This is a genomic window from Peribacillus simplex (assembly GCF_900156045.1).
GTDB classification, from domain to species: domain Bacteria; phylum Bacillota; class Bacilli; order Bacillales; family DSM-1321; genus Peribacillus; species Peribacillus simplex_D.
This window is the reverse complement of sequence record NZ_FTMX01000001.1, coordinates 676,706-699,936: the sequence shown is the minus strand read 5'-3', so window position 1 is coordinate 699,936 and position 23,231 is coordinate 676,706. Positions and strand designations below refer to the sequence as shown.

The following is a 23,231-nucleotide window of genomic DNA, read 5'->3' as shown; positions in this document are numbered from 1 at the left end:
ATCACGACCTTTTACTATTCTATTAATTTAGCAGGTGTCCCTGCTACTTTTTTGAATTCCCCTACATCTCGTATAACAGTTGCTCCTGCACCAACAATACACCAATTACCTATGGTTATATTTGGAATAACCGTTACACCTGCGCCGATATGACTTCCTTCATCTACTTGAACATTTCCAGTTAATGTAGCATTTGGTGAGAGATGAACAAAATTCCCAATTCTGTTCTCATGTTCTACAACCACACCTGTGTTTATTATAGCATGCTGTCCAACCTGAGTATCTGCATTAATAATGGCACCTGGCATTACAACCGTTCCTAATCCTATTGAAGCGGTTGGGCTTATAATTGCACTTCGATGTATAAGAAGTGCATAACGGTCGTACGGAATTTTTAATGTTTCTACAATTTTCTTACGAATTTCATTATTTCCTATTGCAACAATAAAACTAAATTGGGAGTTACTTATCAATTGATTAACTAGGGAAATAGGACCGTATAAAGTCCCATTCTTATGTTTAGTATCTATAAATCTGTCATCTAAATATGCCCCTATTTCGTATTCCTTTAAAGAAAGTAAGATATCCTTAATTACTTTACTATGGCCACCCTGCCCAATAATACAGATCTTTTTCATACACGCCTCTCTTGCATTGAGTCTTTTTGATGTGTACCTCTAAATTTTTCAATGGTAACATGGCCATTCTGACTAATACCTTCAGACTTAAACACCTTATGCACTGTCATAAATAGGATTTTCATATCCAACCAAAAAGAACGATTATCAACATACCAAACATCCAATTTGAATTTTTCCTCCCATAAAATAGCATTTCGACCATTTACCTGTGCCCAGCCAGTAATACCTGGACGGACTTCATGCCGTCTAGCTTGCTCAGGTGTATATAACTCCAAATACTCTATTAATAACGGACGAGGACCGACTAGACTAATATCACCTTTTAATACATTAAACAGTTGGGGCAATTCATCCAAACTAAGCTTGCGGAGTAACTGTCCAAACTTTGTTAAACGCACATGGTCTGGCAGCAATTCACCTTTTTCATCCCTCTCGTCTGTCATAGAGCGAAATTTGTAAACATTAAACGACTTTCCATACATTCCAGGACGTTGTTGTTTAAATATTATAGGTGATCCTAACTTACACCTTATAAGCAAACCAGTTATCAAAAAAACGGGTGACAAAAAGATAAGCCCTAAAAAAGAGAAAATAAAATCAAATAGTCTTTTCAATATAATCACTCTTTTTCTTTTTAGAAATTAAATAGTTAAATAAATTTATTTGTTTATTTATCACTTTTTCTTCATCAAATAGTTCTTCTACAATTTTCCGGCTCTCGTTTCCGAATTTTATTCTTTTATCTTTATTTAATAAAAGTTGGATCATCTTGTCAGATAATTCTTTTGATGAACCTTTATTTACCAAATAACCGTTTCTTTCGTTAAACACTTCTTCCCGACATCCCCTAATATTTGTTGCAATAACCGGTAACTTCATTGACATTGCTTCAATAATAGATCTTGGTAAGCCTTCACGATAAGACGGCAGAACAAATACATCAGTTATAGCCATTAGATCAGGAATATCTTTTCTAAATCCTAATTGGATAATCCCTGTGTTATTTAATAACTCTTTCATCTTATGATAACTACTCTGGTCACGTTCACTTTCCAGCAGACTTCCTATTAATACCAGTTTAATATTATTATGCTTTTTGGAAATACCATTAAAAGCTTCTAATAGCTCAAAAATTCCTTTTTCTTTTACTAACCGTCCTACAAACATAAACACAACATCCCCCTGATCAATACCAAGATTAGATCTAAGTTCATCTATTTTCGATAGTGACTTCAGGTTAGGGTTAAATTTATTATGGATATCAACACCGTTACTCAAATGCAGTATACGATTTTCTTTATGACAGAATTTATCTTTTAAAGCAAGCTCATAATCTTCTCTGCTTTGTAAGAGGAGCCAATCTGTCAAAAAGCGGGCAGCATATTTTTCGATATAATAGAAAAGTTTATATTGTCTAGGTGACATATCTTCATGAAAATAAAAACCGTGAGCCGTATAAATGATATTTTCTATACCGGCCAGTCTGGCTGCAACCCTACCTATTAACGCGGCAATTGGTGTATGCACATGGACAATATCATACTTTTCCCTTTTCATTAACTTGAATAGTTTAATAACTGATTTGAGATTAGAAACAGGGTTGATTTGGCGATCAATTTTTATATCCACCATCGTCAACCCTTCCGTTCTTAACCTTTCAAATCGTCCTGTGTCTGTACATGCGTTATGTACCTCATACCCTTCCTCCATTGACTTGAGTATCAATGGCTTTAATAGAGCATCAACACTCAAATCAATTGCACAAATTTGTAGTACTTTTTTATTTTGCATACTATAATCTCCAAAGAGTAATATTATCAGGGCAGCTTTCTCTTTCTAACACACTCTTAATATCAACAACTATTCCTTTACCATGCTTAAGTAATTGACTAAATTGTTCCCACCCTTTTTGAATATAATCATCGTGGGCTACAGCAAAAACAACTACATCTGCTGGTTTAAGTTGATTATGAGGAATTAATTCAACCCCGTACTCTTTTACTGCTTCACCAAAGTCGGCCATTGCATCTGTGACTTGTACCTCAATTCCAAACTCCTCTAGTTCTCGAATAACATCTATTACTTTAGAATTACGAAGATCTGGTACATTTTCCTTAAAGGTAAGACCCAGTACAGTTACTCTTGCCCCTTGTATAGGCATATTTTTATGAATCATTTGTTTAACCAAAGAAGTTGCAATGAATTTACCCATTTCATCATTAATTCGGCGGCCCGCTAAAATAACTTCGGGGTGATAACCTACGCTTTCTGCTTTATGAGTTAAATAATATGGGTCAACACCAATACAATGTCCCCCAACTAAACCAGGGGAAAATTTCAGGAAGTTCCATTTTGTTCCAGCCGCCTTTAATACTTCATTCGTATCAATATTTAGACGGTCAAATATAATGGATAACTCGTTCATCAGTGCAATGTTAAGATCACGTTGGGTATTTTCAATAACTTTTGCAGCTTCTGCTACCTTAATAGAACTAGCACGGTAAACACCTGCTTCTACTACAGATCCATACACACTAGCTACAGTTTCTAATACATCTTCATTTTGTCCTGATACAACCTTGGTAATTGTTGTAAATTTATGCTCCTTGTCTCCTGGATTAATACGTTCAGGTGAATACCCTACAAAGAAGTCCTTCCCTGCTTTTAGGCCCGATGCTTTCTCCAGTACTGGAACACATTCTTCTTCTGTTGCCCCAGGGTAAACAGTTGACTCATATACAACAATTGTACCTTTTGATAGATTTGCACCTACTGTTTCTGAAGCCTTTAGTAATGGCGTTAAATCTGGTTGCTTATTTTCATTAATTGGGGTTGGAACAGCTACAATAATAAAATCACTATCAAGCAATCTAGACCCATCATTGGTAAACTCAATTTCAGCTGCTACGAGATCATTAGTCTCTACTTCGTTTGTATAATCTATTCCATCTATTAAGGTATTAATACGGTGTTCATTAATATCAAAACCAACAATGCGATGTGTTTTACCAAAAGCAACTGCTACTGGTAATCCTACGTATCCAAGTCCAACTACTGCTATTTTTCTATTCATCTCTAAATCACACTCCATAATATTCTCTGTACCAATCAATAAAGTTGCTAATTCCATCTTTAATATCCGTTTGAGGTTTAAAATTGATATCACGATATAAATCCTCAACATCCGCATATGTTTCCGGAACATCACCGGCTTGAAGTGGTAAAAACTCTTTCTTAGCTTCAATTCCTAATTTTTCTTCGATAGCATTGATAAACTCCATCAATGTTACTGGATTGTTATTTCCTATATTATAAACCTTGTATGGAGCATAACTTGTTCCTGGATCAGGTTTCTTTCCGCTCCATTCTAAATTTGGTTCTGGCTTTCGTTGAATCAAGCGAAAAATACTTTCAACAATATCATCAACATACGTAAAGTCGCGCATCATATTTCCGTTATTAAATACTTTTATAGGTTCACCGTTGATAATTGCCTTTGTAAACAAGAACAAGGCCATGTCTGGTCTACCCCATGGACCATATACAGTAAAGAACCGAAGTCCAGTAGTAGGCAAGCCATATAAGTGACTATATGTATGTGCCATTAATTCATTTGCTTTCTTCGTTGCAGCATACAAACTAATTGGATGATCCACATTATCATGAACAGAAAATGGAAGGTTCGTATTTGCACCATATACTGAACTCGAGGAGGCATAAATTAGTTGTCCAACTTTGTTGTGGCGACATGCTTCTAAAATGTTAGTAAAACCCACTATGTTTGATTCAATGTATGCATGTGGATTCTCTAAGCTATAGCGTACGCCTGCTTGAGCAGCTAAGTTGACAACTGCGTCTGGCATATATTTTTCAAAAATAGCATTAATGCTCTCGCGATCTTCGAGATTCGTTTTCTCAAAATAAAAATTTTTATCCTCTATCAACGAAAGTCGAGATTTTTTTAAATTCACATCATAGTAGTCATTTAAATTATCGATTCCAATAACCGTAATACCGTTTGTTAATAACTTTTTTGATAAATGAGAGCCTATGAAACCAGCTGCACCCGTAACTAATACTTTCATTATAATTACCCCTTTATTTGAATTTATATTGATCTTCGAATTTACTTACAATTTTCTTTACTTCGAATTCCTCAATAACCCTTTTTCTTGCTTGCTTACCTAATAATTTTTTTTCTTCTTCGGTTTTATTTAAAAATTCATTTGTTGCACGAGCAAGCATTTCAGCATTACGAGGAGGAACCACTACACCATAAGGACCGACAATAAATGCCGAATCACCAACATCAGTTACAATACATGGAGTTTCACAAGACATAGCTTCACCAATAACATTTGAAAAACCTTCTCCAGAGGATGATGAAATCAATATATCAGCAGCAGAGAGAATTTTCGGTACATCTTCTCTTTTACCAAGTAAAAACACATTTTCTTCAACCTTATTTTGCTTTAATAATCCTATTAGTTCTTTATTATTTTCATCAATATTTACTCCACATAGTAAAAAGTTCACATCTGACCTCTTTAACTGAATTAAATGAATTGCCTTTATTAAATTCGGGTAATCCTTTTGGACATTCCATCTTCCTACATGTACTATAAGCGGTTTATTTTTCGGTAATTTTATTTCTTCCTCAATTAATCTCTTTGCATTAGGTATTTTATAAAATGTATCTAATTCAAAACCATTTGGTATTGTTATCATATTAGAAGTACTGTAACCAAATTCCGCATGAATTTCTGATGCATTTATTGAGCAACTGATTATAGAATCTACCTTTTTGGAAAGTAATGCATTTAATTTAGCAATCTTTAATACCAAACTTTTATTCATATTTTTCTCAAGATTCGAATGCCTTATACCCCATATAAGTTTTTGTTTAGTGGAACGATTTTTAATTAAAAAACCAAATAAATCTGCATGATACATCCATGTTTGAATAATCTGTGCATCTTTAACAAGAGACCTAGCCCTTTTTATAAAAAAAGGATTAATTATACCTCTTTTCATCCCTAGAGTATGTACTGGTATTCCTAACTCTCTTATTTTAGGACCGAAAAACCCTTCATCCATCATGGAGATAACTTCGAAATCAAACTTTGTATGGTCAGCATTTTTTAACAGCTTAAAAAGCATAGTTTCTGCGCCACCCACATTTAATCCAACTATAATGTGGATAATTTTCAGCTTAGACATATTTTTATCACATCACCTAATGTATTTCTATTACTTCATTTTATTTAATAAAACATTTCATTTTTACCCTTTAAGTATAAAAGTAATGAATTAAATTAATTAATAAGCAAAAAACAATTAACTATATTTTTATAAAATTATTTTTTCACTACTGTTTCACTTTCTATATCTATCCAGCTACCCATTTTTTTGTCCCACTCTAGCGGAGTTATATTTTGTGAACCACCACCGTGATAAAATGTTATTTCTCCAAAATAAATTTTCCCTTTAATATTGTACAAATCTACCCTACAGTGAGGAAACGGTTTAGATAGTATCTCTGCATATTCAATCATTTTATCTAAGTTTTGAGGTTTGGATACTAAGGATTGATCAAAGTGTTCCCTTCCAACTTTCACATTTAGATGATTAAAATTTGTATCATATATATTTCTTCGAGCATCTGCACTATGAGATCCATCAGGATTAGTTGTATCTATATCTACAAATATTAACTTTACTTTTCCTTTAAAGCATAGAAATCGATAATCTATTAATGAACTATTATCTTCACTTTCTAATACTTCTTCAACTATTAATTTAGGTTTAATGTTTTTATAATTCCACTCTCTTGATTGTAAATAATAGTTTTGTTTCAAAGCATAATTAAAATTCCTTTTAAATTTCTCTTCATCAAAAAAGGTATTCCTATCATATATTATATTTGTACCTGAACCATGATTGCATTTGATGAAAACTTTATCTGGCAGTTCTTCAAATTTAATTTCATCAGCATTATTGTATACCCCATAAATATTGGTCAATATTTGTTCTAATCCACACTTTTTTATATACTCTCTAACTTTATATTTATCGGAACAAATAGTTAATAAAGGATCTCTGTTATTAATTTTCAACCACCATAATTTTTCATTAAATAATACAGGATTTTCTAAATTCAATTTTTTACCTGTATTTTCTTTATATTTCATCTTAGCAAATCTTTCATCACTTATTTTAGATACTGCCCTAACTTTAATTTTATTAGCTGATAGGTATAGTTTTTTTATTGATTTATTTCTATTAGAAATTTTTCTTAACGTACTTTTGATTTGAAAAATCATTTTATAAAACCTCCCTTAAGATAGAAATATCACATGCAATGTCACTTAGCGACTCGGGATAACTTCTCTCGGATAATGAGCTCAGGCACTTTTTCTAATAAAGAGACCATTTCCATGACAGGCTTTATAGGGTGTCAACTAAAAAATATCGCAATCGGAGACATAACTCTTTGCTTTTTAATCATTAATTTCGCTTAATCTAACAAGATTAAATACGATTCTATTGCCCACTACCCTAGTAAATAAACTCACATCGGTTATGTGCCCACAAATTATTTTCACCGAAATTCCATGGTCAAATTTTGGTGTTTATCAACAAATGATTTTATCTTCACAAAAAAAAATTTATCACAATTGCGATAATCAATTGACATGATATAATTTATTTTTTTTATATATAATATAAAACAATAAACTGCCACTAAGTAAAGCTTGAAACATACGAGAGATTAATAGGGTATATGATGCTCCATTAATACCATCTGTACTAATGAAATAGTAACTACTAATTATGGTAACAATAGTTACTATTAAATTCATTATGGGTTGTATTTGAATAGCTCTTGCAGCAACAATGGACACAGTGAAAAAGGTTGTAAGAAAACCAAATATCAGGGAAGATGAAATTATTATAAAAGAATCATTATAGGGAGTATACTTACTACCATATAAAATATTCAGTATAAATTCTCCCTGTAGAACAATTAAAGTAATTATTAATAAAGAAACTATTACTGAGACCATAGATAATTGCAAGTTTACCTTCAAAAACTTTTTGATTTTATTTTGTTTGTATGCATTAGCAATTCCAGGGGCAACCAGTAACGAAATTGGTGTAATGAGCATATTGCTAGCAATTAATATATAATATAATGCTGAAAATATTCCTACCTCTTCTGTGCCTGAAAAATATTCAAGAAAGTATTTTGGGATATTAGTGTTCAAGGAACTAATCAACGAAACTACTCCTAATGGAAATGCCATCTTCATTAATTGTATCGAACTGCGATCAAATACAGGAGTATATTCCCCCAACGGTTTCAAATGTTTCAGATCATAATTCACTAATCTTACTATCATTACAATTAGTAACCCCAGAAGAGAGAAAATAAGGCTTCGAGTATAAAAATAAAGGATACCTACTGCAATTATACTAGAAATCCCTCTATACATTTGGGATTTTCCTATTATATCAATCTTGCTTTTCTTTTGATAAAACCCCATACAAATATCACTTAAACCTTCAAAATACTTAATAATTCCCAATAATATGATAACTAAAACAGTTTCAATATTGTTACTATAAAAAAATGCTATAGGAATTATCAATATGAAAGAAAAAGTTAAGTGTATAATTCTCCCACCAAAATATTGAGCGAAATTATATTCATTATTACTGTCAGTCGCTAAAAAGGTTCTTAATTGGAAGCTAAAAAAAAGTACAATGGGAGCAGTAATTGCTAATCCAAGAGAGTAGATTCCAAGGTCAGCAGTAGAGCCAAATCTGGCAATTATAGTAATAATAATCCATTGGGACAATGCATAAATTATATTCCCAAACAAGGACCATGATAATTTAGAAAATATATTATTTAATTTTTTCCACATGTAAGTTTCCCTTATATAAAAATTCTAGAAATTTTATTTTTAATGACTTATTTAAACAATTTATTTACACCATTTCTTTATTTAATTAAACAAGAGGAAAATCAAGCCCTTACTTTACAAGCAATTTTTTCATTCTCCTCTTAGTAGATTGCTTCTTTCATAGCTTGTTGTAATCCTTCTTTAGCATTGGCAATCTCTATTAACTGTTCTTTCAACAGAGCTGTTTGTTTCTCTGGGAGACTATCAATAAACTGCCAAAGAACTTCTCCTTCAACCACAGCCGCTTTTCCAATATGAATCTTCGGAAAAACTTGCTTTGCATAGACTTCATTTTCATTTAGTAGTTCTTCATACATTTTTTCTCCAGGCCGTATACCAGAATACTCAATTCCGATTTCCTCAATTGAGTAACCCGATAATTGAATTAGATTAGTAGCTAAATCTACAATTTTCACAGGTTCCCCCATATCTAAAACAAAGATTTCTCCTCCTCTTGCAAGAGATCCAGCTTGAATAACTAACCGGGATGCTTCAGGGATTGTCATAAAATAACGTGTCATTTCAGGGTGCGTAACAGTAACAGGACCACCAGCTAGAATTTGCTTTTTGAATAGAGGGATTACACTTCCTCTGCTTCCAAGAACATTTCCAAATCGGACGGCTACAAATTTTGTTGTACTATGTTTATCTAACTGTTGTATGACCATCTCAGCAATCCGCTTCGTTGACCCCATTACATTCGTTGGGTTAACAGCTTTATCGGATGAGATCATAACAAAAGTGGATACTCCATAAATATCTGCTGCTTCTGCTACGTTTTTAGTTCCCAAAACATTATTTTTTACGGCCTCATGAGGATTGTACTCCATAAGTGGCACATGTTTATGTGCAGCCGCATGATAGATAACATCTGGTCTTTGGGTGTCCATTACTTCAAATATTCTTTCTCGGTCCTGTATATCTGCAATAACCGGTATGATTTCTATTTGATCTGAATACAATCTTTTCAATTCCATATCAATTTGATAAATACTATTTTCACCATGACCGAGCAGTAAAATTTTTTTTGGAGAGAATCTGCATATTTGACGACAAATTTCCGAACCAATAGAGCCGCCCGCACCCGTTACTAGAATTGTCATACCAGTAACGTATCCCGAGATACTATTCATATCTAATTCAACAGGTTCTCTTCCCAATAAATCTTCTACTTCTACTTCTTTAAACTGATTAACGGCTACTTTTCCTAACATAATATCTTCAATCATCGGCATGATTTGTGTTTTTGCATTTGTTTTCACACATTCATCAAAGATGACCTTTAATTCTTTTTTACTCAATGAAGGAATTGCAATGACAATGTTATCAATATGATATTTTTCAACCATTTCAGGAATATGTTTAGAGTTGCCAACAACAGGTATACCCAAGATATCTAATTTATCTTTCTTAGGATCGTCATCAATAAATGCAATAGGCTTGAGTTCCGTTTCATGATTATTCAGTAGTTGACGAACAACCATGGTCCCAGCTGATCCAGCGCCAATAACCAATGTATTTTTTACATCTAATTGATTGTTTATAAAACGGTCACGCAGCATTCTCCATGAAAAACGGGATCCACCAATAAGGATTACATGCATCATCCACGTTAATACCATAGCTCTTACATATACATCCTGAAAAACCAAAACCTGAATTATAACTACAGTGATAACTGATAGGGTTACGGCTTTTACTATGGATATCAATTCCCCGATACTTGCATACTCCCAAGCCTTTTTATATAGCTTATAAATCGAAGCAAAAATATGATGGCTTATTAATAGAGCGACTGAACTGACTAAGAGTGCTGTTAGCTTAAATATTTCTAAATATGGATGTAGTACTAAATAACTTACGTATATGGCCGATAATACAATTAAGGAATCTAATAGTGCCAGTAGTGTTAGTCGATTTCGGTAGGCCAACCAAATTTCCCCCTTTAATAATGAAATCAGGATACTCACTTTTTAATACCGGAAAAGCAATAATCTAATGTTCTAGGCCTTTACTTTTAAATGAAAACCGGTATGAATTTATTCCAAAACATAACCTTGTATTGTCATTAATATTTCAAATGACTTTCATAGTTCCTTTTCCTTCTTCTGTAGAGCTTCTTTTCTTTTCTTTAGAGACTTTGCCAAGCTCGTCTCTAATTGATTTAACAAGACTTAGGGGGCGACTTGTTGTATGTAACGCAGTACTTTCTTTATAGATTTCGGATTATCATCAACCTTTTCAATCGAATCTATCTCCTTATTAATTCCTTTTACACCGAATCCAATACTTCAAATGACCCCCAAAAAACTTTACACATTAACGAATATTATTTATTATAATAATGAAAGCGTTTCCTAACTTACTATAAATCTAAAAGATTCCTAATATTTTCTTTTTGAATGGTACTGGTTTTTCAACAGCAGGACTTTGGTCCTTTAATAGCTGTTCAGCATTTTCTTTAAAATAAAATGTACGTTCTATCCCATATACTTTAGTAATTGTTTCATAGGCTTGTTGTAACGTGAACCCTCTCGAGCCTATATTATGGGCATCTGTTGCAATAAAATGTGCCAGATTATGTTCGATTATCTTTTTCGAAAATGATTGAATACTTTTACCGAAGTCCCCGATGATACAGCCAGAGGTAAGTTGAGTTAACGCGCCCTCCTGGACCAATTCAAATAATAGTTTATGATTTTCAATCAATTCCTTATTTCTCTCCGGATGTACGATAATTGGTGTGATTCCTTTCAGTAACAGCTCATAAATCACGTCTTGTGTGTATGTAGGAACCCTTCCCGACGGAAGCTCTAGCAGTAAATATGTACCATTATTGTCTAACGTTAGGATTTCTTCGTTTTCAAGTGAAGTAAATATGTCTCGGTGTATTCTTACTTCTTGACCGGGATGGATGATAAGAGGTATATTGTTTTGTTGTAAACTCTCATTTAACCGCACTGCACGGTCAATGATGCTACTCTTAACATTTACATATTTCTCATTTAAGTGATGTGGCGTGGCAAATATATGGGTGATTCCTGCTTTTGCCGCGTTCTTTGCCATGCTCAAGCTTTCCTTCATGTCAGCGGATCCATCATCAACTCCTGGGAGAATGTGACAATGTATGTCAATCAATTTTCACACACTTCCTTTGTGGGATAATAGGCTTAATCACTAAGAAATCAGATAGGAATTAATACCCTGACTAATAGTAGCATATAAAACTGCCATTAAACAGGGTGTTATTTTGTCGAAAATTGTTTTATTTTCTTTAAGATTGATAGTAATAATAATTGCTGTTATCCGTTTCAACGCCATTCAAAACGACTCCAAGCAATGATGTATTAGCTTTGAGTAAAAGCTCTTTTGCTTTTACTGCACTTTGTTTGTTTGTCTTGCCGCTCGCCACTACCATGATCACTCCATCACATTTATTGGCTACAATCTGGGAATCCGGCACTACAAGAACCGGCGGTGTGTCAAAAATGATATAATCATACATTCCTTTTAATTCATCAATAGCTGTTTCTATCGCTTTGGAATTTAATAATTCTGAAGGATTAGGGGGAATCGGTCCACTCGTCAGAATTTCCAGATTAGGCACATTCGTTTTGAAAAGTGCTTTTTCTATGCTCATTTTCTTGGTTAGCACACTCGTAAGTCCCTCTATATTACTAAGGCTAAAAGCATAGTGAACCGATGGTTTCCTTAAGTCTGCATCCACAAGCACCACTTTTTTTTCCTCCTGTGCCAAAACAATGGCGAGGTTTGCAGCGGTGGTCGATTTCCCATCATTAGGCTCCGAAGAAGTTACCACAATGGTTTGGATGTCTTTATCGACTGAGGCAAATTGAATATTCGTTCTAATTAATCGATATTGTTCAGTGATAGGTGATTTAGGATTAGTTTGTGCAATCAAATTCACCTGTTTTTTATCTTTACTTCTCAAAAATCCCGCTTCCTTTCATACTGCTTCTTATACGGATTATCCTTTATAATGTACCTGTGTAATTTTTTGAATCGATCCAAGGATAGGCAATTCCAGTAGTCTCTCTATATCATCCTCGTCCTTGATCGTATTGTCCATATACTCCAGTAGGAATGCCAAGCCGACTCCAGCCATCAATCCGACCACCACTGCAATAGCGATATTCAATACTGGATTAGGCTTTACTGGCGTAGGATTCTCCTTAATTTCTGCCTTGGCAAGAACGCTAACATTATCGACGTTCATTATGTCCTTTATTTCCTTTTGAAAAGTTTCAGATACCGTGTTAGCTATTTCTACAGCCTGCGATGGATTACTATCTTGAACCGTTAAAGAGAAAACCTGCGAATTTTCTTGGCTGTTAATAGTGATTTTTTGACTAAGTTGTTCTACGCTTTGTTCTAGTTCAAGTTCATCAATCACCATCTCCAAAATGGCAGGGCTCTTTATGATCACGCTGTATGTATTGATCATGTCGATATTAGATCGTATTTGAGTCGAGTCCAATTGGTTCTCCGATTGTTTCTGATTAACGAGGATCTGTGTTGAAGATTGGTAAACCGGTGTTAATAAGAAATAAGAAATTGTTCCACTAATCAAAGCAGCAATTAATGTTAGCAGCATGATTAGCTTCCAACGTTTCTTTAATGTTTTAAAAATATCTTTAATACTAATAGTTTCTTCCATTTTATCCTCCTGATATGTTAAAAATGACCTATTGCATTATACCATATATATTACCTATTTTTATGTATTTTCAAGGAAATTTACATGAAACTTACATTCTAAGAATACTTTTCAAATGCCAAAGTAATTTTACAAAAAAGAAAACAGCAATACAAAGGAAATAATTTCTATTTTTTAAAATATTGCATTGATCACATCTATAAAACCCATTTTCCAGAATATTTGTGACTTAAATTTCAATAAACCTAAGTAGACAACAAATCCCAATTTTTCTTATATGATTTATAAACTTTACCTTATATTCTAGAAAATGACCTAACTAAATGCCTATCAAAACAGAAAAATCAGTTTATACATTTAATAATGTCAAGTATTTTAGTTCCTAGTTATCATTAAAAATGAAAGGAAAATGTGTAAACTAAAAATGATAGTTTAAATGAGTATATAATTTTTATATTAATGATTAGGTGTGGTAAAAATGATAGGTTACCGAGTTAAGTCGCTTAGGGAAGAAAGGAAAATGTCAATTAGTGAGCTCTCCTCAAAATCCGGCGTTGCCAAATCCTATATAAGCTCACTGGAAAGAAACCTTCAAACAAACCCTACTATATTAGTTTTGGAAAAAATCGCTAAAATCCTTTGTATTAAGGTCGATGCTCTGTTGAATGAACAAGCAGACAAGGGGATGGATGAAGAGTGGTTGGAAATCATGCTGGATGTTATGGGGGCAGGAATTTCGAAAGAGGAAATGCGCGAATTTATCGAGGTTAGGAAAAGTAATGTTCGATAAATATGAACATTTATGAATTGCTCTCTTCATTGAAAAGCATACTTAACATACACTATTTAAACTTTTCAAGAGAGGAAATATTAGGTATAACCATTTCTCACTCAGTACACCTATTTTTGACTTTTAATAAAATCATTTACGTCATTCGCATAGGCTCTATGATGATATGCCTTTGATTTCGATGTTATCATCTATGAAAATATCAAGCCATCTCATATCCTCTTCATTAAGTCAGTCTCTTCAACACTTTTAAACAAAAGTAAATTTATTCCTTTTTAATAATCTTCTCTAGCCTTTTATATTATCCAAATAATTCAAATATAAACTATTCTCCGTTTTACCATTAGCGACCGGATTTGGAGGAATGATTCTTACAGCCAACATTAGAATAGGGTAACGAAAGCTTTTATTCAACCTTTATATTTTTCACTATTTCTATTTGTTTTTTTCCTTTTTAATCACTCTTCCATACAGCAATAAGGCGGATTATCCCAATTTACCACATTTCATTAACTTTCTAATTTACATTTTTTTTAAAAAAACCAGCATTTCTGCTGGATACTCGAAAGTGTTGAATTATTGTTAAAAGTACCATCTATCTCATGAATGTGATAGGTTAAACCGAAAAAACTATCAAGTATCTAGAAATCCTTAATTTAAATCATCAATCTGAATTTAGTTAACACTCTCGGTTTAGTTCTATTGTGAGAGTATTGTTTTTTCCTTCTACAATATATTACTTTCGATATTACCCAACGATGGTCATTAGGTAATATCGGAATTTTTTTTATAAAGATTTACAAAAATGGTTAATATGTCGTCTGTTCGGAGGTTTGACATTAAGTCCTCTGTCCGAATCCTCTCGAAAAAGTTACCACCTACTGTGTACTAACTAAGTTCTTTTACCCATTATCATTCCGCTGGAAAGCACATAAAAACGAAGCAATTTAATTAATATTTCTTCTTCCTTAAAAATTAAAATTCTTTCTCTGGATATGTTTTGTGTAACATAAAAGGAGGATCACCAACAACCAGGTGCTTCGAGAATAAGTATGTGGTGTGGTAATAACGGAAACTAATAAGCCGAATAGCGAACTGTTCATACCTATCAGTATGTATTTGGTTGTGTTGCCTACATGTTTGATAAGTCTGAGGCTAATACAAAATGTATATATCAATAATCCGATTAAACCAACAAAGCCTAACACCCCGGATTCTGTAAAAACAAGGAGATATAAGTTGTGTACATTTGTATGATATTGACTTTCAAATGGGTAACTACCAAGTCCCATACCTATAATACCGTACTTAGTAACTATAAGTTCTAATGCTTCTTTCATTAGTGATACTTTAAGACTATAACTACCTGCACCGTCTAAATCATCTGTAGCTAAAACTCTTTTTGAAAAAATTTCAGGAGGATTGACAAAAACGTATATAACTATAGCAACAGAAAAAAATATAATAAAAACATTTCTTACATTTAATATTTTTTTCACAATAAATACTTCTCCATTTTTAAATCGTATAGGTTTGGTGATGAATAATGATTTTATCATATAATAATATATAAAAGTTGCTAATGCGTATGCCATACCCCCAAATGAAGCAGTTAAAAATAAATTAATAATAAGCATAGCTAATAAAAAAAAGGACAACAAAGTTTTTCTTTTTATGTCAATATAAAAAAGTAATATTGGTAGAAAGCACACGAGGTATTTTGCTAATGAGTTTGCATTACCTTGGACTGAGATAAGTCTTCCATTACCTGCGAAAAACTCAGAGCTATTCGGTAGAAGTCCTAATTGGGCAAGAACTCCAATGCTCAAAGTCACCATCAATGCATAAATGGAAGTGTCTAAAATTCCAAATAAATTTTTATCTATATTTTTTGAATATGTAAGAATGTGTGATATCACTATTATTTGAATTAAAATTGCAAACAAATACTGAACCATTATTAATGTACTTCCAAAAAAAGATGCTGCATTAAAGGCAGATATTGAACCACCTAAAACAAATAAAATAAGTAGAAAGTATTCTTTCGAACTTAAAATTTTATTGTAACCCTCAAATTGAATTGCTGTAGTAACGATTATAAGTCCAAAACAACTAATTAATATGATGTCATACATTGAAACGTTAAATCCAAGAGGCAAAAAAGTTGTAAATGGGGAAAAAAACACCCCTAATAGAAATATTAAATATATTAGCTTGTTCATGAAGCACCACCTTTTAGTAATCAGCTCTTATTCTATATGAACACCATTGGAAGTACAATCTAAATTCCAAATATTTATACTAAAAAGAGAGGGATTGCATGGTATTATCAAAAGAGAAATATATAATAGTAGGGGGATGATCATTATTATAAAAAACCATAAATTAATTTATATTTTCATTACCCTAGTTTTAATAGGGGGCGCTTTTGTATTAACAAATCACCAATCCAAACAAGTTCAGACGGGTTTAGACAACAATATAACTGTGAATGTTAAATCCTTTAATGCAATTGCTGATGATAAAATTGATGATACCCATCAAATACAAAAGGCTATTGATCATGTATACACAAAAGGTGGGGGGACTGTTTCATTTTCACAAGGAGTATATTTAATTGATGCATTAAAGTCTATAAATTTACGAGATAAAATTACCTTGAAATTTGAAGAAGGAACTACATTAAAGGCTCTTCCAAACAATGCTGAAAGTTATGAAATTTTAAGGATTCATAATGTGAAAAATGTGTCTATATTAGGGGGCGTGACCCTTTTAGGAGAAAGAGAGGAACACAAAGGAAAAACTGGAGAATGGGGATTTGGGATTAGTATAAAGGGATCGGAGAATATATATATAAAAAATAATACAATTCGAAATTTTTGGGGAGATGGTATATATATTGGAAGTACAGAACAACAAAATTACAGCAAAAATATTACCATAGAGAAACCTATCATAAAAAATAACAGAAGACAGGGCATTTCAGTTATTTCAGCGATAAATTTAAAAATAATTAATCCTGTAATAACGAATACGAATGGAACTCCGCCAGCAAGTGGGATTGATTTTGAACCCAACCATCCTTCAGAGTTTCTGCAAGGTATAAAAATTATTAATCCTACTACCGAAAAAAACGAAGGTTATGGGATATTATTTGCTCTAAGTGGTTTTGCAGGTAGTAAACATCCTGTAAGCATAGAGATTCACAAAACGAAACAGATAAGAGATAATATCGGTACTTTCATACCAGGACACTTAACAGGACATATAAAAATGGGTGAAGAATATGTTCTAAAAAACTCAAAGTAGTAAGAAACTGTACTGTAAAATGAATACGATGAAAAAGCCTTTTCCAAGAAGTTAATATTACTACTCTACTTATAAATCTATACGGGGTCCCCATCAAGTAACGAAAGATGGCTAACCAGTCAATAAGTTAATTGGTTAAATTAGTAAACACTGAAATGTGCAATATATAACTGATGATCTGAAAAAAACAAACCTATATAGTTTAAGCAACTAATAAATGACTTCAGTATTATGCTGGAGTCATTATTTTTATGCTCTATTGATAATATTAAACTCTAGATGCGTATTTGGACACTTTGATTTAAGTGTATCATCACTTCAGAATGAGGGAATTAGAAAGCATCTCTAAGAGTTCGATAGATTCCTCTAGCTTAATGCTTCTTAGGTACGTGAAGAGCAATTATTTCTCGTTTATTTTCTTATTTAGCACAAGTTTGCTAAGTTGATATTCTTGAACTGAATTTAACGTATGTAATATTTGTATGTAGTACTTTCCTAGGTGAAAGTTCCTATTTAAGAAGTTAGAACAGTTTTCTACTCATGATGATGTCCTCCTGTCGATTTCTTTTAGCTTTTTTATAAATTGAACAGTCTCTTAAGTACGTGCTTCTGCTTTCTTTAAAATATTCTTTATATACTCTTTAAATTTTACTCTACCTAAACTTCCCTTTCCCCGTCATTCTGTGTAGAAAACCTCCCCTATATTAATCAAACAAATTTCCATAACGTTTTAAGCCACTTTTCGATTTTCCCGACAATCATCCTTCATTAAATTCATGTTTTATTAAGATTTGTTTTAGGTTCTTGACCTGCTTTCAGCATGAAGTCTGTAGGATAAGAAACCAAACGATGGAAACATGTTGTCATGAGAATTATTCTCTATTACTTTTTTAAAATTCATTAAAAATATTCACTTTGGCTTTTCATTAGTTCATATATTTGAATTTAATAAACGGAATTTCTTTTATATAGACAAAGAAACTCCCCGAATAAGCAACTTTTTTTACTGTTTCATTATAGTTCAATTCTTTCAAAATGTAGGGGCTTTTATAAGTGATTGTTATAGTTATTGGCATAAAAAGAAGGGATACAATTGCTAGTAAATTACGGAGAGAGTTTGATAGAAATCGGTATTAAAATATTGAGCATTTAATTAACAATAACTGTGTTACTTGTTGAGACAGGAGAAGAACAACAACATATATTATTATATAAGGAGTTGTATATATGAATAAAAATAAAACCTACCACATAAAGGTTGAAAAGAAAAATGAATAACATCGATTGGGTAAGCATTAAAGATTTTCCGATAATTATCCCTGAAATTGACGATAGCTCAAGGATACAACGAGCTACCGATACAGGGTATACAGTATTTTTTCCAGATGGTGAATATATTTGTAAGAACGTAATTCCTAGAAATAATATGCATTGGTTCGGTTTAGGAAACGCTGTTTTAAAATTACCAAGAGGAACAACAGAAGGAAGCATTTTGTATTATGGAGATTTAAATCATCAAACAGTAGACAATGATGATTCTCTCCCTGCTTTAAAAGGTATCAGAATCGAGGGCATGAAATTTGATAATAATGGAAATAATAGTAATTTAACTCGACTGATTACATTAGTCAACGTATATGATGTAAATATTGAGTACTGTAAATTTTATATAGCTAATACTGGTATTTTATTATCATCTACAACTAGTCATGCTTCCTATGATAAAAACCACAATATAAATATTGATACATGTGAATTTACACAAAGTGATATTACTGTTCCGTTAGGTTTTGCAATTAATATGCAAGCTGCTATTCATGGGGGAAATATACACATGTGTAAATTTATAAATTTAAAGGTTCGTAGTGCGATTAGGATGTATGAAAGTACTATTGTAAATGACCATATATATAGTTCTTCTAGTTGGAACTTTGATAAAAATAAATTTATTAACATAAAAGACCCCTTACCAGGAACCACAGGGACTGGCAATGACGCTAATGGAATGTATTTACGCGGTATTTTCTTGAACGTTACAAATAATGAGTTTTGGGGTGTTGAAGGAAATAATATTGAAATGCAAAATACACAACTTTCAACATTTACACGTAATCCTTTTAACGATGAAAGGTTTAATACTGTTTCAGGAAATAAATTCGTCATCCTTGATGAACATTTATTCCAAGGTGAAGCCGTTGTGCATTTTAGAAATTCTCATACAATTGCAAGTAATAATCAATTCTTTATCGATTGTACAAGTGGTCAAAAAGGGTATTTTCCGTGTATAACAGCTAAATGGGGTCAGCGTGTTCAAATAATGGGAAATAACTTTAAAACCATAAACACACGCGAGGTTGTCGAAATCTATGGAGCAGTAGGAACCTATGGTCTTGATTATGAAGACGTTATTATTTCTAACAATATATTTGATCCGAACATTGTTAAATCATATGGTTCTGTAAAAATAACTTCAGTCGGAACATCAGTTATAAAAAGTGTTTTAATAGAAGGAAATTCATTTAAAGGGTTTAATGCCGTTGAATTCTGTAATGCATTTTTGAATTCGAGTTATGGTCAAATCGAAAAAATAGTTTTTAAAGGTAACTCTGTAGAAGGAAAACCATTCACATTCAAAAATGGATCACCTAAAAAAATTGAATCAGATATGTTTGGAACCTATACTTTTTATGTCAATGCAACCACTGGAGATGACAATAATGCCAGACTAACCGAAATCGGATATCCCGCAAAAACGCTATCTCGTGTCTTGACAATGCTGCCTAAAAACTGTGAAAGTGCATCTATAATAATCAAGATTGCCGATGGGATATATAATAACGTTACTTCTGTCGGATTGTCAGAGTTTCAAATGAACGGAACGTTGACGATTACAGGGAATGTAACTACTCCAAACAAAGTTATCATTCCACGTATATACTTCTGGAATTCGTTTATCCATCAGTTAATAATAGAGGGCGTAAAAACAAACCATGCAACAGCAGATGGTTTATCTTTCCAAAATTTTACCGGGTTTGCCAATATCCGAAACTCCTTACTACATGCTAAAGATGCATTGACAGCTTTAGCATCTGATAGAATCATTGTTGAAAATTGCGATTTTAACAATATAAGATATGGAATAACAGCTCAAAGACTAACTACAATCTATAGTTCTTCAAACACTGGGTTAAGTAGAATAAATAATTTAAGAGCTCAATCTGGTAGTACAATAATTATGAACGGTACTCAACCGTCAGGAACAGAATTAATTGATACTGGTGGACAGTTACGCTAAATAACAAATGATAAACCACAAATTATTTAAGTAACACAATTCAGAATTGCCATTAAGAAACTGTTCACAACTCTCCCTCTTACTTATATCTAATTTCACTACACATGAATCCATCTCAGAAGAATTTTTTTACCCCCATGTAAAGTATGTAATGGTTTTATTTGTTTTTAAATAATGTTATTGTATTCCCTGTTTCCTTCTCTCATTTATGTTGTATGATAAAAAACAAGGAGTTTTAGGTATGATTATTTTGCAGGTATATTGGAAAAGTATTTTCATTCATGCATAAAGATATACCGGAAACTCAGTTAAATGCCATGTTTGTGCATGTACAGGTGCTTACGATATTTATACAGATTGTCTTACCTGTAATGCAAAGGGATTAATTAGTAAAGTTGAGTATAATAGGAGGCTTGAAGAGGGTGAAATTTAAAGTATTTCGTGTAAGACGATATATGTAATCAAAGAAGCAGTATAAGCTATTGCTTCTTTTTTTGTCCTATAACAGTGCCGTTTACCCCCGCATTTTATTACCAAATGAAATACATAATACAGCTTTCACTCACATTGGATTTGCTGTACCTGATTAAAATACTGGAAAATGTTGTATTCTATGAGCAAACCGACCGATTCAACTTGCCTCCTTAATCTTTGGATTAAATTGTAAAGTAATTGTTTCAAATGCCTCATATACAAAGAAAGCGCTTTCATTTATAATTATCATAAGAAAACCAAGCCGAGAGGTGTGTTCAATATGATAGATGAAAATGAAGGGAATTTCTTTAAAGGACTTTTGTTTGGTACATCTTTGAGCATACCGTTATGGATTTCTTTTTTTGGATGGATTAAATTGATTATTAATAGTTTATTTTAGAGCCTTTGGGCTCTTTTTATTTTGTTGTAGTCAATATTACTTAGATTTATAGTGATCACTTAATTGTTATAGATTGTTCTCCATAACTTTAGTAAAATGAGAATGATAATTACTATCAATTAAGGAGAATAAATGTTATGGGTGTACCTTTGTTAAAAGAAGAGCTTCCGGTTGTTAATAAAATCTGGTCAAGTGATTTTATTATGATTTTCTTGGCTAACTTTTTTGTTTTTTTATCCTTTCAGATGACTTCCCCTACCCTTCCGCTTTTTGTAAAAGAGCTTGGCGGGAATGAACGGTATATTGGGTTAGTTGCTGGCATGTTTTTATTTTCTGCCCTGATTGTCCGCCCTTTTGCTGGACAGGCCTTGGAAACAAAAGGCAGGCGTTTTGTTTTCTTGTTCGGTCTAGCCCTTTTGGCTGTAGCAATTGGTTCGTTTGGATATATGATGAGTATTTTCCTTCTTTGCGCTATGAGGATTGTACAAGGGATTGGCTGGGGATATACGACCACCGCATCAGGTACGATTGCCTCCGATCTTATCCCAGCAAGGCGTCGGGGTGAAGGAATGGGATACTTCACTTTATCGGGTAATTTGGCGATGGCTTTTGGTCCTTCATTCGGGCTTTTCTTAGCGGATGTTTTAACCTTTCAACATTTGTTTTTATTTTGCGGAGTATTGAGCCTGGCAGCATGGGTCATGGCTTCAACAATTACGTATAAAAAAGTGGATCATGCTCCTGCCCCAGCTAAAACTAATAGGTTTGACATTTATGAAAAAAGCGCTGTTGCTCCGTCCGTTCTGGTTTTTTTCATTACGGTGACTTTTGGCGGGACTGCTACCTTCTTACCGCTTTATACAATCGAAAAGGGTCTGACAGGTATTCAAGGATATTTTTTTCTTTACGCTTTAGCGCTTATTTTCACACGTATGTTTGCTGGAAAGATCTATGATCAAAAAGGACATCAAGCTGTCTTCATTCCATCTACTCTTTTTATCGTAGTGGCAATGCTTTTGCTAGCCTGGATGCCAAGTAACATGATTCTCTATTTGGCAGCAATACTTTATGGCATTGGATTCGGTGCTGTCCAACCGGCTCTTCAAGCGTGGTCTCTTGAACACGCTGCCCGAAACCGAAAAGGCATGGCCAATGCCACTTTTTATTCGTTCTTTGATCTTGGAATCGGTTTCGGTGCCATCCTCTTCGGACAAATCGGCTATCTGTTTGGGTATATAAGCATTTACATAATGGCAGCAGTCTCAGTGGGGATTTCAATCCTGGCTTACCTATGGATTTTAAGAAAAATGAAGTAATCACACATTAAAGGACATCTTTTTGGATGTTCTTTTTTTTTTTAGGCTCTTTTAGTAAAGATTTTTGTTATTAAAACGAAACTATTTAAGGTTGATTGGAGCGGAAGTGCGAGACTCCTGCGGGAGCAGCGGGACAGGTGAGACCCAACAGGCGTTTACGCCGTGGAGGCTCACCGCCCGCCCCGCGGAAAGCCAGCATCTGGTGGGGAAATCAACCACACCGCATTACTAGGTAATATCTACAAAGTATGCGAAAACAGCCTTTTGTAAAGAATGTTGTTTTTTAAAACGAAACGATTTAAGGATGATTGGAGCGGAAGTGTGAGACTCCTGCGGGAGCAGCGGGACAGGTGAGACC

The 23,231-nt window shown here is 33.2% G+C and carries 17 protein-coding genes; 4 read left to right on the top strand and 13 right to left on the bottom strand.

What is annotated here, in order from left to right:
- Positions 1-14: 14 nt before the first annotated feature.
- The 12 genes from BW986_RS03290 to BW986_RS03235 all read right to left on the bottom strand — a co-directional run bounded on the left by BW986_RS03290 (position 15) and on the right by BW986_RS03235 (position 13,289).
- Entirely contained in the window at positions 15-638 is a 624-nt protein-coding gene (locus BW986_RS03290) for an acetyltransferase (RefSeq protein WP_076365081.1), read from the bottom strand.
- Positions 635-1,255, bottom strand: a complete 621-nt coding sequence (locus tag BW986_RS03285) for a sugar transferase (protein ID WP_076365079.1) — start codon at positions 1,253-1,255, stop codon at positions 635-637. Before BW986_RS03285 ends, BW986_RS03290 begins: the two co-directional genes overlap by 4 nt.
- Positions 1,239-2,432: a glycosyltransferase family 4 protein gene (locus BW986_RS03280; protein ID WP_076365077.1), complete on the bottom strand. Its 1,194-nt coding sequence runs from the start codon at positions 2,430-2,432 to the stop codon at positions 1,239-1,241. Before BW986_RS03280 ends, BW986_RS03285 begins: the two co-directional genes overlap by 17 nt.
- Before the next feature lies 1 nt (position 2,433).
- Complete coding sequence (locus tag BW986_RS03275) at positions 2,434-3,714, bottom strand: nucleotide sugar dehydrogenase (RefSeq protein ID WP_076366275.1); 1,281 nt, start codon at positions 3,712-3,714, stop codon at positions 2,434-2,436.
- 7 nt (positions 3,715-3,721) lie between these two features.
- Positions 3,722-4,726, bottom strand: a complete 1,005-nt coding sequence (locus BW986_RS03270; protein ID WP_076365075.1) for an NAD-dependent epimerase — start codon at positions 4,724-4,726, stop codon at positions 3,722-3,724.
- Between the two features lie 13 nt (positions 4,727-4,739).
- On the bottom strand, positions 4,740-5,861 hold the full coding sequence (locus tag BW986_RS03265; protein ID WP_076365073.1) for a glycosyltransferase: 1,122 nt from the start codon (positions 5,859-5,861) through the stop codon (positions 4,740-4,742).
- A gap of 137 nt (positions 5,862-5,998) precedes the next feature.
- Positions 5,999-6,964, bottom strand: a complete 966-nt coding sequence (locus BW986_RS03260) for an ATP-grasp fold amidoligase family protein (protein ID WP_076365071.1) — start codon at positions 6,962-6,964, stop codon at positions 5,999-6,001.
- Positions 6,965-7,327: 363 nt separating this feature from the next.
- Positions 7,328-8,572 carry a lipopolysaccharide biosynthesis protein gene (locus BW986_RS03255; protein ID WP_076365069.1) on the bottom strand — a complete coding sequence of 415 codons (1,245 nt, stop codon included), beginning with the start codon at positions 8,570-8,572 and terminating at the stop codon, positions 7,328-7,330.
- Positions 8,573-8,712: 140 nt separating this feature from the next.
- Positions 8,713-10,542, bottom strand: coding sequence for a polysaccharide biosynthesis protein (locus BW986_RS03250; protein ID WP_076365067.1), 1,830 nt, complete (start codon positions 10,540-10,542; stop codon positions 8,713-8,715).
- 442 nt (positions 10,543-10,984) lie between these two features.
- Complete coding sequence (locus tag BW986_RS03245) at positions 10,985-11,749, bottom strand: tyrosine-protein phosphatase (RefSeq protein WP_076365065.1); 765 nt, start codon at positions 11,747-11,749, stop codon at positions 10,985-10,987.
- Between the two features lie 136 nt (positions 11,750-11,885).
- The gene (locus tag BW986_RS03240) at positions 11,886-12,563 is read right to left on the bottom strand and encodes a CpsD/CapB family tyrosine-protein kinase (RefSeq protein WP_076365063.1); all 678 of its coding nucleotides are present in this window, start codon (positions 12,561-12,563) and stop codon (positions 11,886-11,888) included.
- 36 nt (positions 12,564-12,599) lie between these two features.
- Positions 12,600-13,289, bottom strand: a complete 690-nt coding sequence (locus BW986_RS03235; protein ID WP_076365061.1) for a YveK family protein — start codon at positions 13,287-13,289, stop codon at positions 12,600-12,602.
- Between the two features lie 478 nt (positions 13,290-13,767).
- Between BW986_RS03235 and BW986_RS03230 the strand changes: the two genes are divergently transcribed.
- The gene (locus tag BW986_RS03230; RefSeq protein ID WP_076365059.1) at positions 13,768-14,079 is read left to right on the top strand and encodes a helix-turn-helix domain-containing protein; all 312 of its coding nucleotides are present in this window, start codon (positions 13,768-13,770) and stop codon (positions 14,077-14,079) included.
- 968 nt (positions 14,080-15,047) lie between these two features.
- Here BW986_RS03230 and BW986_RS03225 read toward each other — a convergent pair.
- Positions 15,048-16,301, bottom strand: a complete 1,254-nt coding sequence (locus tag BW986_RS03225; protein ID WP_076365058.1) for an O-antigen ligase family protein — start codon at positions 16,299-16,301, stop codon at positions 15,048-15,050.
- Positions 16,302-16,437: 136 nt separating this feature from the next.
- Between BW986_RS03225 and BW986_RS03220 the strand changes: the two genes are divergently transcribed.
- The 3 genes from BW986_RS03220 (at position 16,438) to BW986_RS03210 (ending at position 22,873) form a co-directional block, all read left to right on the top strand.
- Positions 16,438-17,388, top strand: a complete 951-nt coding sequence (locus BW986_RS03220; RefSeq protein WP_076365056.1) for a right-handed parallel beta-helix repeat-containing protein — start codon at positions 16,438-16,440, stop codon at positions 17,386-17,388.
- A 1,270-nt stretch (positions 17,389-18,658) separates the two neighbouring features.
- Positions 18,659-20,683: a hypothetical protein gene (locus BW986_RS03215; RefSeq protein ID WP_076365054.1), complete on the top strand. Its 2,025-nt coding sequence runs from the start codon at positions 18,659-18,661 to the stop codon at positions 20,681-20,683.
- A gap of 1,011 nt (positions 20,684-21,694) precedes the next feature.
- Entirely contained in the window at positions 21,695-22,873 is a 1,179-nt protein-coding gene (locus BW986_RS03210; RefSeq protein ID WP_076365052.1) for an MFS transporter, read from the top strand.
- Positions 22,874-23,231: the final 358 nt, after the last annotated feature.

Excerpts from the sequence above, each read along its gene's own strand:
- BW986_RS03290 (WP_076365081.1), bottom strand. The coding sequence starts at position 638 with ATGAAAAAGATCTGTATTATTGGGCAGGGTGGCCATAGTAAAGTAATT.
- BW986_RS03280 (WP_076365077.1), bottom strand. The coding sequence starts at position 2,432 with ATGCAAAATAAAAAAGTACTACAAATTTGTGCAATTGATTTGAGTGTT.
- BW986_RS03275 (WP_076366275.1), bottom strand. The coding sequence starts at position 3,714 with ATGAATAGAAAAATAGCAGTAGTTGGACTTGGATACGTAGGATTACCA.
- BW986_RS03270 (WP_076365075.1), bottom strand. The coding sequence starts at position 4,726 with ATGAAAGTATTAGTTACGGGTGCAGCTGGTTTCATAGGCTCTCATTTA.
- BW986_RS03265 (WP_076365073.1), bottom strand. The coding sequence starts at position 5,861 with ATGTCTAAGCTGAAAATTATCCACATTATAGTTGGATTAAATGTGGGT.
- BW986_RS03260 (WP_076365071.1), bottom strand. The coding sequence starts at position 6,964 with ATGATTTTTCAAATCAAAAGTACGTTAAGAAAAATTTCTAATAGAAAT.
- BW986_RS03255 (WP_076365069.1), bottom strand. The coding sequence starts at position 8,572 with ATGTGGAAAAAATTAAATAATATATTTTCTAAATTATCATGGTCCTTG.
- BW986_RS03235 (WP_076365061.1), bottom strand. The coding sequence starts at position 13,289 with ATGGAAGAAACTATTAGTATTAAAGATATTTTTAAAACATTAAAGAAA.
- BW986_RS03230 (WP_076365059.1), top strand. The coding sequence starts at position 13,768 with ATGATAGGTTACCGAGTTAAGTCGCTTAGGGAAGAAAGGAAAATGTCA.
- BW986_RS03225 (WP_076365058.1), bottom strand. The coding sequence starts at position 16,301 with ATGAACAAGCTAATATATTTAATATTTCTATTAGGGGTGTTTTTTTCC.
- BW986_RS03220 (WP_076365056.1), top strand. The coding sequence starts at position 16,438 with ATGATCATTATTATAAAAAACCATAAATTAATTTATATTTTCATTACC.
- BW986_RS03215 (WP_076365054.1), top strand. The coding sequence starts at position 18,659 with ATGAATAACATCGATTGGGTAAGCATTAAAGATTTTCCGATAATTATC.
- BW986_RS03210 (WP_076365052.1), top strand. The coding sequence starts at position 21,695 with ATGGGTGTACCTTTGTTAAAAGAAGAGCTTCCGGTTGTTAATAAAATC.